Source organism: Streptomyces sp. NPDC093261, assembly GCF_044753645.1.
Taxonomy (GTDB): Bacteria; Actinomycetota; Actinomycetes; order Streptomycetales; family Streptomycetaceae; genus Streptomyces.
This window is the reverse complement of sequence record NZ_JBIVNO010000016.1, coordinates 152,901-170,088: the sequence shown is the minus strand read 5'-3', so window position 1 is coordinate 170,088 and position 17,188 is coordinate 152,901. Positions and strand designations below refer to the sequence as shown.

Annotated in this window: 11 protein-coding genes; 2 read left to right on the top strand and 9 right to left on the bottom strand. The window is 70.7% G+C overall.

Annotated features, from left to right (window positions below; genetic code table 11):
- Positions 1–22: 22 nt before the first annotated feature.
- Positions 23–3,046, bottom strand: a complete 3,024-nt coding sequence (locus ACIP94_RS28585) for a glycoside hydrolase family 3 protein (protein WP_402431704.1) — start codon at positions 3,044–3,046, stop codon at positions 23–25.
- A 248-nt stretch (positions 3,047–3,294) separates the two neighbouring features.
- Between ACIP94_RS28585 and ACIP94_RS28580 the strand changes: the two genes are divergently transcribed.
- Positions 3,295–5,163: a ricin-type beta-trefoil lectin domain protein gene (locus ACIP94_RS28580; protein WP_402431701.1), complete on the top strand. Its 1,869-nt coding sequence runs from the start codon at positions 3,295–3,297 to the stop codon at positions 5,161–5,163.
- A 157-nt stretch (positions 5,164–5,320) separates the two neighbouring features.
- Here the strand turns inward: ACIP94_RS28580 and cimA are convergent, their stop codons facing one another.
- The 6 genes from cimA to ureA form a co-directional block, all read right to left on the bottom strand.
- Positions 5,321–6,925: a citramalate synthase gene (cimA, locus tag ACIP94_RS28575; RefSeq protein WP_402431699.1), complete on the bottom strand. Its 1,605-nt coding sequence runs from the start codon at positions 6,923–6,925 to the stop codon at positions 5,321–5,323.
- 282 nt (positions 6,926–7,207) lie between these two features.
- Positions 7,208–8,509: an MFS transporter gene (locus tag ACIP94_RS28570; RefSeq protein WP_402431697.1), complete on the bottom strand. Its 1,302-nt coding sequence runs from the start codon at positions 8,507–8,509 to the stop codon at positions 7,208–7,210.
- Between the two features lie 312 nt (positions 8,510–8,821).
- Positions 8,822–9,379: a TetR/AcrR family transcriptional regulator gene (locus ACIP94_RS28565; RefSeq protein WP_402431763.1), complete on the bottom strand. Its 558-nt coding sequence runs from the start codon at positions 9,377–9,379 to the stop codon at positions 8,822–8,824.
- A 125-nt stretch (positions 9,380–9,504) separates the two neighbouring features.
- Positions 9,505–10,563: an agmatine/peptidylarginine deiminase gene (locus ACIP94_RS28560; protein WP_402431694.1), complete on the bottom strand. Its 1,059-nt coding sequence runs from the start codon at positions 10,561–10,563 to the stop codon at positions 9,505–9,507.
- 19 nt (positions 10,564–10,582) lie between these two features.
- A complete protein-coding gene (locus ACIP94_RS28555; protein WP_402431691.1) occupies positions 10,583–12,265 on the bottom strand; it encodes an urease subunit alpha in 1,683 nt (560 codons plus the stop codon).
- Entirely contained in the window at positions 12,262–12,966 is a 705-nt protein-coding gene (gene ureA / locus ACIP94_RS28550) for an urease subunit gamma (protein ID WP_402431689.1), read from the bottom strand. Before ureA ends, ACIP94_RS28555 begins: the two co-directional genes overlap by 4 nt.
- Before the next feature lie 144 nt (positions 12,967–13,110).
- Between ureA and ACIP94_RS28545 the strand changes: the two genes are divergently transcribed.
- Entirely contained in the window at positions 13,111–14,544 is a 1,434-nt protein-coding gene (locus tag ACIP94_RS28545) for a cytosine permease (protein ID WP_402431686.1), read from the top strand.
- Positions 14,545–14,607: 63 nt separating this feature from the next.
- On the opposite strand, the gene ACIP94_RS28540 is transcribed toward ACIP94_RS28545, so the two are convergent.
- Together ACIP94_RS28540 and ACIP94_RS28535 are read right to left on the bottom strand one after the other, a co-directional pair.
- A complete protein-coding gene (locus ACIP94_RS28540) occupies positions 14,608–15,696 on the bottom strand; it encodes a branched-chain amino acid aminotransferase (protein ID WP_402431683.1) in 1,089 nt (362 codons plus the stop codon).
- A 302-nt stretch (positions 15,697–15,998) separates the two neighbouring features.
- Positions 15,999–17,042, bottom strand: coding sequence for a 3-isopropylmalate dehydrogenase (locus tag ACIP94_RS28535; RefSeq protein ID WP_402431680.1), 1,044 nt, complete (start codon positions 17,040–17,042; stop codon positions 15,999–16,001).
- Between the last annotated feature and the right edge of the window lie 146 nt (positions 17,043–17,188).

Here is a 17,188-nt window from a genome sequence, read left to right as displayed (position 1 = left end):
CACCGCCCCCTGTCCGGAGATGTCAGGCAACCGCCCGGTATGCCTCCGTCAGCTTGGCCACCGCCGCCGCGTACTTCCCCGTCAGCAGCAGATGGTCCGCGTCCGCGAACGGTCCCGAGACCGCCGCCGTGAGCGCTGATCCCGCCTTGCGCTGGACGAGCAGCCGGGCCTTGGTGACGATCTCACGGCCCGCGCCCGCGGAGCCCGACCGCTCGGCCACGGCGGCCGCGCGCGCCAGCGCCTTCAGGGTCGCCGTGCCGCCTCGAGGAACCCCGGTGAGCGTGGTCAGCCCCCAGCCGTACGGGAACTGCGGGTCGTACGACGCGTCACCGACGTTGATCGGCAGCTGGGACTCCGACTTCGGCCAGGTCACCGGGAGCTGCCCGGTGAACGGGCGCCTGCCGTAGAGCACGTCCGCCACGCCGTCGCCCTCGGTGCCCGGCAGCCAGGAGGCCACCAGGGCGTCGACCTCGCCGAGCCGGTCGCCGATCACCTGCGGACGCCCGGAGACGATCAGCACCGCGCACTTCATGGCGCCGCACACCTTGCCCACGGCGGCCTGGTCGGCGGCGGAGAGCTGCAGGGAGTGCCCGTTGCCGACATCGCCGACGCCCTCGGCGTACGGGGTCTCGCCGACGACGACCACTCCGACGTCGTAGCCGGTCAGCGGTGCCGAGGCGTCCTTGGAGTAGGTGACGTCTCCCCCGGCCTTGCGCATCGCCTGGAGGATGGTCGTGCCCTGGGTGTGGGTGCCGGACGCGCCCTGCCAGGTGATGGTCCAGCCGCCGGTCTGGTTGCCGAGGTCGTCGGCGTTGGAACCGGCGACATAGACCTTCTGGCTCTTCCTGAGCGGCAGCACCCCGCCCGCGTTCTTCAGCAGCACCTGGGACTCGGCGGCCGCCTGCCGGGCCACGGCCCGGTGCTCGGCGGAGCCGATCCCGGCGGCGCCGCTCGTGTCGGCGTACGGGTGCTCGAAGAGCCCCAGCCGGAACTTCTGCGTGAGGATGCGCGAGACGGCGTCGTCGATCCGCTTCTCGCTGACGCGGCCCGCCTTCACCTCGTCGATCAGCGCCGAGCGGAAGTCCTTGTAGGTGTACGGGACCATCATCATGTCGACGCCGGCGTTGACCGAGGTGCGCACGTGGGACGCGTAGTCGCCGGGGAGCTGGTCGATGGCGTTCCAGTCGCTGATGACGAACCCGTCGAAGCCCATCCGGCCCTTCAGCACGCCGTTGATCATGTCGGCGCGGGCGTGCATCTTCACCGGTCCCCGGCCGTCGCCGAGGATGTCGAGCGACGAGTACGACGGCATGACCGAGCCGATGCCGCGGTCGACGGCCGTCTGGAACGGGGCCAGGTGGACGGCCTCCAACTGCTGCCGGGTGACCTTGGTGACGCCCTGGTCGATCTTGTACGAGCCCGTGGTCGACGAGCCGTACTCGGTGCCGCCGTCGCCGACGAAGTGCTTGGCGGTGGCGAGGACCTTGTCGTTGCGGTTCAGGTCCCGGCCGTCCGCGCGTCCCTGGAGGCCCTGGATGATCGTCTCCATGGACTCCACGAGCGCCGGGTCCTCACCGAAGGACTCGTAGGAGCGGCCCCAGCGCTCGTCGCGCGAGACACACAGACAGGGCGCGAAGTCCCAGGGAACGCCGGTGGCGCGCACCTCACTGGCCGTCACCGCCCCCGTGCGCTCGGCCAGTTGGGGATCGCGGGTGGCCCCCATGCCGATGTTGTGCGGCATGACCGTGGCGCCGGCGAGGTTGTTGTGGCCGTGGACGGCGTCGACTCCGTAGATCAGCGGGATCTGGAACCGGGTCGCCTGTGCCCTCAGCTGGAATGAGTCGATCATCTTCGCCCAGGCCTCGGGGGTGTTGGGCGTCGGGGTCGAGCCGCCTCCGGACAGCAGCGAGCCCAGGTCGTAGGCCGCGATGTCGCCCTGAGAGGTGAGGCCGGCACGCTCGGCCTGGGTCATCTGGCCGGCCTTCTCCTCCAGGGACATCCGGGAGAGCAGATCCGCGACCCGCCGGCGCACCGGCAGTCTGCTGTCCAGGTACGGCAGTCCGTGGGCGTCGATGACCACCTGCGGGGTCTCGGCGGGGGCCTTGGCGCCGGTGACGGTCAGCCTGAGCGGGATCGTCTCGGCGGGCTCGGCGGCCTTGTCCTCGAGGGTGCTCACGTCGATGGTCCGCGTGCTGCCGGAGGCGGTCCCGGCCGGGAAGGTCAGGGTCCCCTGGGCGGGGGCGTAGTCGGTGCCGGGCCGGGCGGTGCCGCCGGATGTGTCGTAGGCGACGGTGACGGGCTCGTCGAGGGGGGCGGAGCCGGTGGTGGCGACGGTGACCCTCACCCGGGCCGTGCCGCCCTCCTTGACCGGGTAGACGGCGGAGTCCGTGGTGACGGAGGCCCTCCGGGACTGGTCGGCCCTGCCGTATAGCTCGACGTCGTCCATGGCGAAGCGGCCCTTGACGCCGACCGGGAGGGTGACCGCGTAGCCCCACATCTCGGTGAGGCCGAGGACGTGGTCGATCCCGCCGACGGGCTGGTAGTCCGTGCGATAGGTGAAGTCGCCGAACGGGATCTGGATCTGCTTCCAGCCGCTGAAGTCATCGGTGAAGGAGGTCGTCCACAGCTCGGAGGCCTCGCCGTTCGCGCCGCCGTCCTTGATCTCGAAGGCGACCTTCTTGCCGTTGTCCTGACCGTCCCACCAGAAGCGGATGCCCTGGTGGGCGGACCAGTCGTGGGCGGGCTGCCCGGCGGCGAAGTCATGGGTGAAGCCGCCGTAGCCGCTGATGTCGTAAGTGCCGGTGAGGACCTTGGCGCCCTCGGGGGCGTCCGTGCGGTCGGTGAGCCGGAGCGCGGGAGGGTCGTCGGCGTCGCCGCCCCAGGTGAAGATGCCGTCGGCGGGCTGGCTCGCGAAGGGCACCTCGCCCTCGAAGCGGTCGACCGGGACGGGGGCGGGATCGTCGGCGCCGGACGCGGTGCCGACGGCGATGAGCGGGAGCAGGCCGGTGAGCAGGGCGGCGGAGGCGAGCAGGGCGGTTCTTCGCATGTACCTTCCCTTTGGCTCTCGTAGTCCCCATAGTGGGCTTACGACTTAGATCACGGCGTGAGTTAACTGGCGCACCGTTCCACCGTCAAGACGTCACGCCAGAACCGGTACGGACCCAACTACCCGTGACGGCAGATGCGTTGTCCCTTCGGGAACTGAACGCGCACCCCCTTGACGCGGCCCCGGTGTCGTCATTTACTCACGCCTCGCACGCCTCCCATCCCCCACCCCCAGAAGGGCGGCGCTCCATGAGAACTCCCCTGCGCGCGGTGCGCGTGCTCCTTGCCGGGCTGCTGACCTGTGCCGGCCTGACCGTGGCGGGCACCCTGCCCGCCCACGCCGCCGGCGAGCAGGTCACGGCCTGGCTGACCACGACCGACGACAGCGGCGGACGGCATGTGGTGCGCGGACTCCAGGCCCAGGCGCCGTTCGCGTTCCAGTCGGGCAGCGGCGGCGATGGCGAGAACATCACCGTCGACGAGAACACCCGCTACCAGACCTTCACCGGCGGCGGCGCCTCCTTCACGGACACCGCGGCCTGGCTGATGAACAGCAGCGGGGCGCTGTCGCAGGCGACACGGGACGCGACCATGCGGAAGCTGTTCTCACCGACCGACGGAATCGGGCTGTCGTTCCTGCGCAACCCGATGGGCGCCTCGGACCTGGCCCGCTACGGCTACACCTACGACGACGTTCCGGCCGGGCAGACGGACCCCGGCCTGACGAAGTTCTCGATCGCGCACGACCTGGCCGACGTGGTGCCGCTGACACGGCAGGCGCTCCAGCTCAACCCCTCGCTCACGGTGATGGCCACCCCGTGGACGGCGCCCGCCTGGATGAAGGACAGCGGGCAGCTCAACGGGGGCTGGCTGAAGGCGGAGGACTACGAGGCCTACGCGTCCTACTTCGTGAAGTACCTCCAGGCGTACAAGGACCAGGGCATCCCCGTCTCCTACGTCACCGCCCAGAACGAGCCGACGTGCTGTTCGGGCTATCCGTCGATGAGTTGGAACGCCTCCGGCCTCGCGTACTTCACCAAGACCGAGCTGCTGCCGAAACTCCAGGCGGCGGGCCTCGCGACCAAGGTGCTGGCGCACGACTGGAACTGGGACACCTACGACTCCTACGCCGCCCAGACGGTGGACGACGCGGCGGTCCGCTCGCACCCCAACTTCGGCGGGATCGCCTGGCACGGGTACGGCGGCGACGTGACCAAGCAGACCAGCGTCCACAACCAGTACCCGCAGCTCGACGCGTTCGGCACCGAGCACTCGGGCGGCACCTGGATCGCGAACCAGCAGCGCGAGGACATGCTCAACATCGTCGACTACACCCGGAACTGGGCGAAGTCGGTGACGAAGTGGTCGCTCGCGGTCGACCAGAACATGGGCCCGCACAACGGCGGCTGCGGCACCTGCACCGGCCTGATCACGGTCCACAACGGGGACAGGGCGAGCGGTACGGTCGACTACACGATCGAGTACTACACGATGGGCCATCTGACGAAGTTCGTGCGGCCCGGCGCGCAGCGCATCGCGTCGACGGCCAGCTCGGCGGTGCCGAACGTGGCCTGGCGGAACCCGGACGGCTCGAAGGCGCTGATCGCGTACAACGACGCGTCGTCGGCGAAGACCGTGACGATCAACTGGGGCGGCGGGCACGCGACCTACTCGCTGCCCGGGAAGACATCGGCGACCTTCACCTGGTCGGGGACGCAGTCGGGCGGCGGTGACCGGTCGGGGGCGTTCGTGGGCCTCGCGGGCAAGTGCCTGGATGTGGCCGGGGCGTCGAGCGCCAACGGCACCGCGGTGCAGCTCTACGACTGCAACGGGACGAGTGCCCAGCAGTGGACGGTGAAGGCCGACGGTTCCGTTCAGGCGCTCGGCAAGTGCCTGGACGTGTCGGGCGGTTCGACCGCGGACGGGGCGAAGGTCCAGTTGTACGACTGCAACGGGACCGGTGCCCAACAGTGGTCGTACGACCCTTCGACAGGTGATGTGGTCAACCTTGCGGCGAACAGGTGCCTCGACGTGACGGACAACAGTTCGGCGAACGGGGCCCGGGCGCAGATCTGGTCGTGCACAGGTGCGGCGAACCAGAAGTGGCGGCTTCAGTAGCCTGAGGGGTGACGCGGGCGCCGCCCCCTCGACGGGAGGGGGCGGCGGAACATCGCCGCGCTGCGCCCGGCCGGGTAGGGGCCGACGGCCGCGCCAGGAGCCGCGGCGCGTTCGAGGAGCTCGCCGCGGACTCCTGCTGAGGCGCCGCCCCGGGGCGTCACTCCGCGGGCTCCACCCCGGCCCGCAGCAGGCCGTAGGTGTACGCGTCCTCCAGCGCCTGCCAGGACGCCGCGATCACGTTGTCCGCCACCCCGACCGTGGACCACTCGCCCCGGCCGTCGGACGTGGAGATGAGCACGCGGGTCGTGGACTGGGTGCCGTGCTTGCCCTCCAGGATGCGGACCTTGTAGTCGACCAGCTCGAACGCGGCGAGTTGGGGGTAGATCTTCTCCAGGGCCACCCGCAGCGCCCGGTCCAGGGCGTTGACCGGGCCGTTGCCCTCCGCCGTCGCGACGATGCGTTCGCTCTTCGCCCAGAGCTTCACCGTCGCCTCGTTGGCGTGGGTGCCGTCGGGGCGGTCCTCGACGATGGCCCGCCAGGACTCGGTGCGGAAGTAGCGCAACGGCTTCCCCGCCACCTCCTCCCGCAGCAGGAGTTCGAAGCTCGCGTCCGCGGCCTCGTAGGTGTAGCCCTTGAGCTCGCGCTCCTTCACGCGCTCCACGACCCGGCCGACCAGCTCCCGGTCGCCTCCCAGGTCGACGCCCAGTTCCTTGCCCTTGAGCTCGACCGAGGCCCGGCCCGCCATGTCGGAGACCAGCATCCGCATGGTGTTGCCCACCAGCTCGGGGTCGATGTGCTGGTACAGGTCCGGGTCGACCTTGATCGCGGACGCGTGCAGGCCCGCCTTGTGCGCGAAGGCCGAGACACCCACGTACGGCTGATGCGTGGAGGGCGTCAGATTGACGACCTCGGCGATCGCGTGCGAGATGCGCGTCATCTCTCGGAGCCGGCCGTCGGGCAGCACCTTCTTGCCGTACTTCAGTTCCAGGGCCGCCACGACCGGGAAGAGATTGGCGTTGCCCACCCGCTCGCCGTAGCCGTTGGCCGTGCACTGCACATGCGTGGCGCCCGCGTCCACCGCCGCGAGGGTGTTCGCGACGGCGCACCCCGTGTCGTCCTGTGCATGGATGCCGAGCCGGGCGCCCGTGTCCGCCAGGACCGTGGAGACCACCGCATGGACCTGCGCCGGCAGCATGCCGCCGTTGGTGTCGCAGAGGATGACGACGTCCGCGCCGGCCTCCCACGCCGCGCTGACCACCGCCTTGGCGTACTGCGGATTCGCCCGGTAGCCGTCGAAGAAGTGCTCGCAGTCGACGAACACCCGGCGGCCCTCGGCCCGCAGATGCGAGACGGTGTCGCGGATCATCTCGAGGTTCTCGTCGAGCGTGGTGCGCAGGGCCAGCTCGACATGGCGGTCATGGGACTTCGCGACCAGGGTGATCACCGGCGCGCCCGACTCCAGCAGCGCCCTGACCTGGGGGTCCTCCGCCGCCTTGCCGCCCGCCCGGCGGGTGGCACCGAACGCGACGAGCCGGGCGTGCCGAAAGTCGATCTCCTGCCGGGCGCGGGCGAAGAACTCGGTGTCCCGCGGGTTCGCGCCGGGCCAGCCACCCTCGATGAAGCCCACGCCGAAGTCGTCCAGGTGCCGTGCGATGGCCAGCTTGTCCGCGACGGTGAGGTTGATGCCCTCGCGCTGCGCGCCGTCGCGCAGCGTGGTGTCGAAGACGTGGAACGAATCGTCGAGTTCGCTGGTTGCCGTCATGGTCTCAAGGCTCCTGTATGGGATCTCGGTCTACCGGAATGACCGGCTCCACCGTCCTTCCATGGTCCCTCGCGCTTCCGCTCCCGGCTGATGGTGGGCCAGGAAAACGAAAAACCTCTCGCGGGTGCGAGAGGTCTGCGCGCGGGTCGAGGACGACGATGGCCGCCCGTACCTGGTCGTACGAGGCGGTCACTGCGGACCGGCGCGCCTGCTGCCAATCATCATGGCGAACGTAAGCACGGGGGCAGTCTGGCACATTCCGCCCCCACACTCACCGCTGTCTCAGGATGCGGTCGTCAGCGTGGACGACTCGGTGGAGTCCATCCGGGTCAGATCCAGGTCGCGGGTCTCCCGCATGGAGAGATACACCACCAGCGACACCGCCGCACAGCCCGCCACATACCAGAAGAAACCGGACTCGGCGCCCGCGTTCTTGAACCACAGGGCGACATATTCCGCGGTGCCGCCGAACAGCGCGTTGGCCAGGGCGTACGGCAGGGCGACTCCGAGGGCGCGGACGCCCGTCGGGAACAGCTCCGCCTTCACACACGCGTTGATCGACGTGTATCCGGTGACCACGACCAGGGCCGACAGCGCCAGCCCGAGGGCCGGCCAGAAGCTCCCCGCGTGCTTCAGCAGCGTCAGGATCGGCACGGTCAGGAACGTGGAGCCCACCGCGAAGCTGATCAGCAGCGGGCGGCGGCCGATCCGGTCGGAGAGCCGGCCGGCCGGCGGCTGGAGGCAGGCGAAGACGATCAGTGCGGTGAAGGAGACCAGGGTCGCGGTCTGCTTGGACAGCCCCGCCGAGTTCGACAGGTACTTGGTGAGATACGTGGTGTACGTGTAGTACGCGACCGTGCCTCCCATGGTCAGGGCGATCACCAGGAGGGCCTCGCGCTTGTGGCGCCACAGAGCGCGCAGCGTGCCGCGCTCCTCGCCGCCTGTCCCGTCGGCCTCGTAGACCTCCGTCTCCGGCATGTTCCGCCGCAGATAGAAGATCACCGCCGCGCCGAGGGCGCCCACCACGAACGGGATGCGCCAGCCATAGCTGTGCAGCGCGTCGTCGGACATCGTGCGCTGCAGGAGGATCTGGAGGCCGAGGCCCACGATCTGCCCGGCGGTCATCGACACGTACTGGAAGCTGGAGGCGAAGCCGCGCCTCTTCGGGTCGGACGCCTCGGTGAGGTAGGTGGCGCTGGCCGCGTACTCGCCGCCCACCGAGAGGCCCTGCAACAGACGGGCGAGCAGTAGGACGAGCGCGCCCCCGTACCCGGCGACGGCGTAGGTCGGCGCGATCGCGATGAGGATCGCCGACGCGGACATCAGCGTGACCGTGAGGGTCAGCGCGGCCTTGCGGCCCTTGCGGTCACCGACCCGGCCGAGCAGCCAGCCGCCGACCGGGCGCATGAAGAACCCGACCGCGAAGATGCCCGCGGTGTTCATGAGCTGGGCCGTGGGGTTCCCGTCGGGGAAGAAGGCCCCCGCGAAGTAGGTGGCGAAGCTCGCGTAGACGAACCAGTCGTACCACTCCACCATGTTGCCGGCCGACCCGATCCAGATCCTCTTCCAGTGCTCTCGTCCCATGAGCCGTAACGTGCCGGGCGTTCGCTGGTGCGACAAGAGGGCCTCGGGTTTCGTTCATTGCGTTCACGGCGCGGGGCGGGTCGTCTCGGCCGGCGGACGAAGATGTCGGCCACGTCGTCGGTGTCCCCGCCACCAGGTCGGCCGCGACCGAACCGAACACCGTCGCGCGGCGTTGGAGGACATCCGAGCGGTCATGGACATGGCCCCCGAAACCCCGTCGCCCCCCGGTCCCTCACCGAGGACTCCGAGGATTGCAAACGCGTCACCCGACCCGGGTCAATGTGCCCGATGCCGTACCGCCAGGACGGCTGATCAGTCGTCCGCGCGCGCCGGCCCGCCCAGCGACTCGTCCAGGAACTCCCGTACATGGCCGAGAACCTGCTCCCGGTCGGTGCCCCGCAGCCCGATCGCCACATGGATGGAGAAGCCGTCGAGGAGGGCGCGCAGCCGGGCGGCGAAGCGGTCCGGGTCCACCGGCCGGAACTCGCCCCGCGACACCCCCTCGGCGAGCAGCGCCACCAGGTCGCGGTGCCAGGCGCCCTCGATGGCTGCCTGCCGGTCGCGGGCGTCGTCGTCCGCGTTCTGCGAGCGGTTCCACACCTCCAGCCACAGGGTCCAGTGCGGGTCCCGGTGGCCGTCGGGGACGTACAGGTCGACATACGCGTCGAGCCGTTCCCGGGCCGGGGCCCTCCGGGAGAGCAGCCGTGCGCGCTCGGTGCCGAGTCTGCCCTCGCTCCACTCCAGGGCCCGCAGAAGCAGCTCGTCCTTGGACCGGAAGTAGTAGAGCAGATGGCCGCTGCTCATCCCGACCTCCCGGCCGAGCGCCGCCATGGTGAGCCGCTCCAGACCTCGCTCGGCGATCATGGCCATGGCGGCGGCGAGGACGTCCTCACGGGGCGGGGCGACATTGCGTCTGCGAGTCACTCTCCGGCCTCCGCGGGCTCGGTCGGACGGTGGCCGCACACGGTGCAGAGCAGTACATCCACCCGTACGTTCTACCTGACCGCCTCCGTCGACGGGACCCTCGGCTGCTGCTGGGTGATGCAGTGGATGCCGCCCCCGCCCGCGAAGATCGTCCGGGCGTCCACGAGCGTCACCGTCCGCTCCGGGAACAGCCGGCGGAAGATGCCGGCGGCCCTCTCGTCGCGGGGGTCGTCGAAGGCGCACAGCACGACGCCGCCGTTGCACAGGTAGTGGTTGATGTACGAGTAGTCGGCCCAGTGGCCGTCGGTCTCCAGAACGGTCGGCGCGGGCACCTCGACGACCTCCAGAGCGCGGCCCCGGGCATCGGTGGCCGACCTCAGGATCCCGATGACCTCCTGGGTGACCTCGTGGTCGGGGTGGGCGGGGTCCGGCTGGTGGTGGGCGAGGACCACGCCGGGGCGGGCGAAGGCGGCGACGATGTCGACATGGCCGAGGGTGCCGAAGCCGTGCGGAGGGTAGTCGGCGGTCAGGCCGCGCGGCAGCCAGATCGCCTTGCGGGTGCCGAGGTGGGCGTGGATCTCCGCCTCGACCTGCTCCCTCGTCCAGTGCGGGTTGCGTTCGGGGCCGAGCTGCACGGTCTCGGTGAGCAGGACGGTCCCCTCGCCGTCGACATGGATCGCGCCGCCCTCGTTGACCAGCTTCGAGGCGTACGTCCGCGCGCCCGCGAGGTCCGAGACACACGCGCCGATCTTCGCGTCGTGCTCCCAGCGGGCCCAGCTCTGGGCGCCCCAGCCGTTGAACGTCCAGTCCACGGCGGCCAGTTCCCGCCCGTTGGTGAGGAAGGTGGGGCCGATGTCGCGCATCCAGGCGTCGTCCAGATCCCGCTCGACGGTCTCGATGCCCTCGCCCAGCAGGGCGCGCGCCCCGGCGGCCTGGCCGGGGCCGCACACCACGGTGACCGGTTCGAAGCGGCGGACGGCGCGGGCGACCGAGGCCCAGGCCGCACGGGAGGCGGCGAGGTCACCGGGGTCGTCGAAGGTCGGGTTGGGGCCCGGCCATGCCATCCAGGTGCGCTCGTGTGGGGCCCACTCGGCGGGCATGCGGAAGCCGTCGGCGGCGGGGGTGCTCATGGCGGGGGTCCTCACGGGGTCAGAGGAAGTACAGGCGGTTGAGGGACACCGAGTCGGCGGGCTCGGAGCGGACCGGCGCGCCGTCGAGGATGACCAGGCCGGTGCGCTGGTCGACGTCGACCGTTCCGGTACGGGAGTTGAGGCGCAGATCGGCGGGGCCGATGCCGCGGGTGCCGCGGACCGCGACCCTTCTGCGCCGGGTGGGTATCCGGTCGGCCCCCTGGTCCAGGGCCGCTTGGGCGACGAAGGCGACGGAGAGGTCGGCGGCGGTCGCGCCGTGCGCGCCGAACTGCGGGCCGAGGACGAGGGGTTCGCAGGTGTCGGTGGCCGCGCCCGGGTCACCGACCACCCCGTACGCCGGGAAGCCGGACTTGAGCACGAGCTGCGGCTTGGCGCCGAAGTACTCCGGCCGCCACAGCACGATGTCGGCCAGCTTGCCGACCTCCAGGGAGCCCACCTCGTGCGCGAGGCCGTGCGCGATGGCCGGGTTGACGGTCAGCTTGGCGATGTAGCGCAGGACGCGGGCGTTGTCGTCGTCCGGGCCGTCACCCTCCAGGGGTCCCAGCTCCGCCTTCATCTTCCCGGCCATCGCGAAGGTGCGGCGCACGGTCTCTCCCGCGCGCCCCATGCCCTGCGCGTCCGAGGAGGTGATGCCGATGGCACCCAGATCGTGCAGCACGTCCTCGGCGCCCATGGTTCCGGCACGGATGCGGTCGCGGGCCATGGCGGCGTCCCCGGGCAGGTCCGTCTTCAGGTCGTGGACCGAGACGATCATGCCGTAGTGCTCGGCGACGGCGTCCCGGCCGAAGGGCAGCGTCGGGTTGGTGGAGGAGCCGATGACGTTCGGCACGCCCGCCATCTTCAGGACGTTCGGCACATGCCCGCCGCCACAGCCCTCGATGTGGAAGGCGTGGATGGTGCGGCCGTCGAGGACCCGGAGCGTGTCCTCGACGGACAGGCACTCGTTCAGACCGTCGCTGTGCAGGGCGACCTGGACATCGTGTTCCTCGGCGACGCGCAGGGCGGTGTCGAGGGCGCGGGTGTGGGCGCCCATGTCCTCGTGCACCTTGAAGCCGGAGGCGCCGCCCTCGGCCAGCGCCTCGATCAGGGGCGCGGGGTCGGACGACGAACCGCGGCCCAGGAAGCCGATGTTGACGGGCCAGGCGTCGAACGCGTTGAAGGCGTGCCGCAGCGCCCACGGCGAGTTGACGCCGACACCCCACACCGGACCGAACTCCTGGCCGATGATGGTGGTCACGCCGGAGGCCAGCGAGGCCTCCATGATGCGCGGCGACAGCAGATGGACATGGGTGTCGACGGCCCCGGCGGTGGCGATCAGCCCCTCACCGGAGACGATCGAGGTGCCCGTGCCGACCACGACGTCGACACCGTCGAGGGTGTCGGGGTTGCCGGCGCGCCCGATCGCGCGGATGCGTCCCTCGCGAATGCCGATCGACACCTTGCGGATGCCGAGGGCCGCGTCGATCACGACCACGTTGCTGATGACGACGTCGCAGGTCTCGCGCACGGCCGCCGCCTTGAGGTGCAGGCCGTCGCGGGCGGTCTTGCCGAACCCGGCGAGGAACTCGTCACCGTGGCGCTGCGCGTCCGACTCGACACGGATCACCAGACCCGAGTCCCCGAGGCGGACGCGATCGCCCGCGCGGGGGCCGTGGGTGGCGGCGTACTCGTACGGATTCATCGTGCGTCTCCTTCGCGTCCGGTCCCCGAAGCTCCCAGATATCCGCAGGCGGCGGCCCGGCGCAGGGCCTCCTCCTTCGCCCCCGGCGCGTCCAGCGGCCCGTCGACGAGCCCCGCGAACCCGATCGCGACCCGCTCGCCACCGATCGGTACGAGTCCGACCTCCACGCTCTCGCCGGGCCCGAACCGCACCGAGGACCCGGCGGGCACGGCGAGCCGCATGCCGTAGGACTTCTCGCGGTCGAAGCCGAGTCGGGGGTTGGCCTCGAAGAAGTGGAAGTGGGAGGTGACCGAGACGGGCACGGTCGCGGTGTTGGTGACCGTGAGCCTCGTGACCGCCTCCGGCTCGGCGTGCTCCGGGCCCGGCAGCAGGGCTCCCGGGGCCTCGTCGCCCAGCCCGCCCCCGATCGGGTCGGAGACCACCGCGAGCCGTGACCCGTCGTCGAAGACGGCCTCTACATGCACCTCGGTGACGACGTCCGCTACGCCCGGCAGCACATCGTCCGGGCCGAGCACGGACCGGGCCGCCTCGATGGCCTCGGCGAGCCGCCTGCCGTCGCGGGCGGCCTCGCAGACGGTGTCCGCGATCAGCGCGGTGGCCTCCGGGACATTCAGCCTCAGTCCCCGGGCCCGGCGCGCGCGGGCCAGTTCGGCGGCCCCGAAGAGCAGCAGTCGGTCACGTTCCGTGGGAGTGAGTCTCACGACGCGGCACCTCCTTGCCTCCCATGAGTTAGAGCATCACTCTAAACATCAATCCCTCAGAAAGGAACCGTTGACTAGCATCCGACGGCTACGCGACATTGAACGTCGCTCTAACACTTGGGCGGCCATCGAAGGAGACCTGCCATGCCAATGGAACAGCGCGGAGTCGACACCATCCCGGACGAGGAACGCACCAGTGGGCCCCGCGATCTGGTCTCGATCCTGGTCGGGTCCAATCTGTGCCTCGGCGTGATCATCTTCGGCTGGCTGCCCCCCTCCTTCGGGCTCGGCTGGTGGGCCTCTCTCAGCTCGATCGTCGTCGGCACGGTGGTCGGCACCCTGTTCACGGCCCCGCTGGCACTGGTGTCCCTGCGCACGGCCACCAACCTGTCGACGTCGTCCGGCGCCCAGTTCGGCGTGCGCGGCCGGCTGGTCGGCTCGGTGGTCGGGCTGCTGCTCGCCCTCGGCTACACCACCCTGACCGTCTGGGTCGGCGGCGATGTGATGGTGAGCGTGCTGCACCGCCTGTTCGGGCTGACGACGAACGGCGGGGCCTACGCTTTCGTCTACGCGCTGCTCGCCGCGGCGACCGTCGCCGGCGCCGTCTACGGCTACCGGGTGCTGCTCACCCTCTCCCGCGCCCTCACGATCGGGATGACGGCGCTCCTGGCCCTCGGCGTGATCGCGTACGCCCCGCACTTCACGGCGTCCGCGCTGCCGGAGGCGGGCGGCTATCTGCTGGGCGGGTTCTGGCCCACCTGGTTCCTCGCGACGGTGGCCGCCGGCCTCTCCGGCCCGGTCGCCTTCATCACCCTCCTCGGCGACTACACCCGGTACATCTCCCCGGCCCGCCACTCCGCCCGCCGGGTCCTGCACGCGACCTGGCTCGGCCTGATCCTCGGTCTGCTGGTCCCGCAACTTTTCGGCACCTTCACGGCGTATGCGGCCCGTGCCGCCCTCGACTACGCCGGGCCGCTCGTCGACGCCTCCCCCGGCTGGTACCTGGTCCCGCTTCTCCTCGCCGCCTCCGCGGGCTCGGTCGGCAACGCGGGGCTGATGCTCTACTCGATGGGCCTCGACCTGGACGCGATCCTGCCGCGCGCCTCCCGTGCCCGGGCCACCTGCACGGTCGCCGTCGTCGCCACCGTCTGCGTCTTCGTCGGCCACTACGCCTGGAACGCGCAGTCGGCGATGACGTCCTTCGTCCTGCTGCTGACGGCGATCGGCACGCCGTGGGCGGTCATCACCCTCATCGGCTTCGTACGCGACCGGGGTGTCTACGACGCCGACGCGCTGCAGGTCTTCAACCGCCGTGCGCGCGGAGGGATCTACTGGTACCGCTCCGGCTGGAACGTACGGGCGACGGCATCCTGGGCGGCGGGCGCCGCGGTGGGTCTGCTCGCGGTGTCCCTCCCGTCCTACGAAGGCCCGCTGCTGTCCCTGACCCAGGGTGTGGACTGCAGCTTCCTGCTGTCGGGCGCCGTGGGCGGCCTGGCCTACCTGGCCCTGTCACCACGGCAGCGGCCGGTCCACGTCAAGGCGGGCAAGGAGCCGGCTCGGGCGGAGAGCGCGCTGTAGGGGCCGTACGCCGGACCGCCCGTTGCGGGGCGGGTCCGGCGTACGGCGTACGGCGCGGGCGGATCAGCCCAGCGGGTGCATCCAGCCGTGCGTGTCCTCGCGGGTGCCGCGCTGGAGGTCCAGCAGGGCCTCGCGGAGCCTCACGGTCACCTCGCCCGGCTCGCCGCCCGACTGCTTCCACTCGGCGCCCGCGCGCTTGACCGTACCGACCGGGGTGATGACCGCCGCGGTGCCGCAGGCGAAGACCTCGGTCAGGGTGCCGTTCTCGGAGTCGGCCTGCCACTCGTCGATCGAGACGCGGCGCTCCTGCGCCTCGTAGCCGAGGTCGCGCGCCACGGTGAGGAGGGAGTCACGGGTGACGCCCTCCAGGATCGAGCCGGACAGCGTCGGGGTGACGATCTTGTTGCCGTACACGAAGTACAGGTTCATGCCGCCCAGCTCCTCGACCCACTTGTGCTCCACGGCGTCGAGGTAGCAGACCTGGTCGCAGCCCTTGGCCGCCGCCTCGGCCTGCGCGAGCAGGGAGGCCGCGTAGTTGCCGCCGGTCTTGGCGTCGCCCATGCCGCCCGGGACGGCACGGACCCGGTCCTCCGAGACCCAGATGGAGACCGGCTTGACGCCGCCCGCGAAGTAGGCGCCGGCCGGGGAGGCGATGACGATGAACAGGTACTCGTTGGCGGGCTTGACGCCCAGACCGACCTCGGTGGCGATCATGAACGGGCGCAGATACAGGGACTCCTCGCCGCCGTGCGCCGGGACCCACGCCTTGTCCTGCTGGACGAGCAGGTCGCAGGCCTCGATGAAGGTCTCGACCGGAAGCTCGGGCATGGCCAGGCGCCGGGCCGAGCGCTGGAAGCGCCGGGCGTTCATCTCCGGGCGGAAGGTGGCCACCGAGCCGTCGGGCCGGCGGTACGCCTTGAGGCCCTCGAAGATCTCCTGCGCGTAGTGCAGAACGTTGGTGGCGGGGTCGAGGGAGATCGGGGCGTACGGAACGAGCTGGCCGTCGTGCCAGCCGCGACCCTCGGTCCACCGGATGGTCACCATGTGATCGGTGAAGTGGCGGCCGAACCCGGGGTTGGCCAGGATGGCCTCCCGCTCCGCGTCGGAGAGCGGGTTGGCCGAGGGCTTCAGCTCGATCGTGGGCGTCGTCATGTGTGGTTGTCCTTCACCGGTTGTGTTGACGGGCCGCGCTCACGCCCATACCTCCAGCGGCAGGTGTGAGGACGTCCGAGCATTCCCTCATACCGCGGCTCCTCGTTCGATTATCGCAAGCGGGGAGTCGATGGGAGTTCCCCTGCCGGAAGGAAGCCGGCAGCCGGGGGTGAAACGGGGTGGATGCGGCCCTGGGGATGGCCCAGGAGTGGGTCGATGGTGACACCCGGCGACGGGCAGGCGAAAGCCGCCGGGCGCGTTGCGACCCGGCGGCCTTTCTCAGGATGTGAGCGGCGGGCGGGTCAGCCGGCTACTCGTACGGCGAGCGCGTCGCCGATCTCGTCGGTGGTGCGGGCGGGCTTGCCCACGCGCTCGGCGAGGTCGGCGGAGACGGCCTCCTCGATGCGGGCGGCCTCGGCCTCGTAGCCGAGGTGGCGCAGCAGGAGGGCGACGGACAGGACGGTGGCCGACGGGTCGGCCTTGCCCTGGCCCGCGATGTCGGGTGCCGAGCCGTGCACGGGCTCGAACATCGACGGGAACGCGCCGGACGGGTTGATGTTGCCGGAGGCGGCGACCCCGATGCCGCCGGAGATGGCGGCGGCGAGGTCGGTGATGATGTCACCGAAGAGGTTGTCGGTGACGATCACGTCGAAGCGCTCGGGCTGGGTGACGAGGTAGATCGTCGCCGCGTCGACGTGCATGTACTCGGTGGTGACCTCGGGGAACTCCTCGCCCACCGTGTTGAAGATGTCCGTCCACAGGTGACCGGCGTGCACGAGCACGTTGTTCTTGTGGACGAGCGCCAGCTTCTTGCGGGGGCGGGCCTGCGCGCGGGCGTACGCGTCGCGCACGACGCGCTCGATGCCGAACGCGGTGTTGAGCGAGACCTCCGTGGCGACCGCGTGCGGGGTGCCGGTGCGGATGGTGCCGCCGTTGCCCGTGTACGGGCCCTCGGTGCCCTCGCGGACCACGACGAAGTCGATCTCCGGCTGGCCCGCGAGCGGGGTCTCGACGCCGGGGAGCAGCTTGGAGGGCCGCAGGTTGACGTGGTGGTCGAAGGCGAAGCGGAGCTTGAGCAGGAAGCCGCGCTCCAGGACGCCGGACGGGACCGACGGGTCGCCGATCGCGCCGAGCAGGATCGCGTCGTGCCGCTTCAGCTGCTCCAGGTCGGCGTCGGTGAGGGTCTCACCGGTGGCGTGGTAGCGCCGGGCGCCGAAGTCGTACTCCTTGGTCTCCAGCTTCACATCCTGCGCAAGGACGGCGGAGAGGACCTTCAGCCCCTGGGCCACGACCTCCTGGCCGATGCCGTCACCGGGAATCACTGCGAGATTGATGCTGCGAGACATGACGGCACCGTACTCCTTGTCCCATGGAATGACACGGGGTGTCCGGGATACGGACATGGTGGCGCTTCCGTGTCCTCCGCGGTCCACCCGTACGGCTCGGTTCGGGGTGCGGCGCGGTGTGTGAGACCGCGCCGCACCCCACGGGC

Bases quoted from the DNA above. Each gene is read 5' to 3' on its own strand.
- ACIP94_RS28585 (WP_402431704.1), bottom strand. From the start codon at position 3,046: ATGCGAAGAACCGCCCTGCTCGCCTCCGCCGCCCTGCTCACCGGCCTG.
- ACIP94_RS28580 (WP_402431701.1), top strand. From the start codon at position 3,295: ATGAGAACTCCCCTGCGCGCGGTGCGCGTGCTCCTTGCCGGGCTGCTG.
- cimA (WP_402431699.1), bottom strand. From the start codon at position 6,925: ATGACGGCAACCAGCGAACTCGACGATTCGTTCCACGTCTTCGACACC.
- ACIP94_RS28570 (WP_402431697.1), bottom strand. From the start codon at position 8,509: ATGGGACGAGAGCACTGGAAGAGGATCTGGATCGGGTCGGCCGGCAAC.
- ACIP94_RS28565 (WP_402431763.1), bottom strand. From the start codon at position 9,379: ATGGCCATGATCGCCGAGCGAGGTCTGGAGCGGCTCACCATGGCGGCG.
- ACIP94_RS28560 (WP_402431694.1), bottom strand. From the start codon at position 10,563: ATGAGCACCCCCGCCGCCGACGGCTTCCGCATGCCCGCCGAGTGGGCC.
- ACIP94_RS28555 (WP_402431691.1), bottom strand. From the start codon at position 12,265: ATGAATCCGTACGAGTACGCCGCCACCCACGGCCCCCGCGCGGGCGAT.
- ACIP94_RS28545 (WP_402431686.1), top strand. From the start codon at position 13,111: ATGCCAATGGAACAGCGCGGAGTCGACACCATCCCGGACGAGGAACGC.
- ACIP94_RS28540 (WP_402431683.1), bottom strand. From the start codon at position 15,696: ATGACGACGCCCACGATCGAGCTGAAGCCCTCGGCCAACCCGCTCTCC.
- ACIP94_RS28535 (WP_402431680.1), bottom strand. From the start codon at position 17,042: ATGTCTCGCAGCATCAATCTCGCAGTGATTCCCGGTGACGGCATCGGC.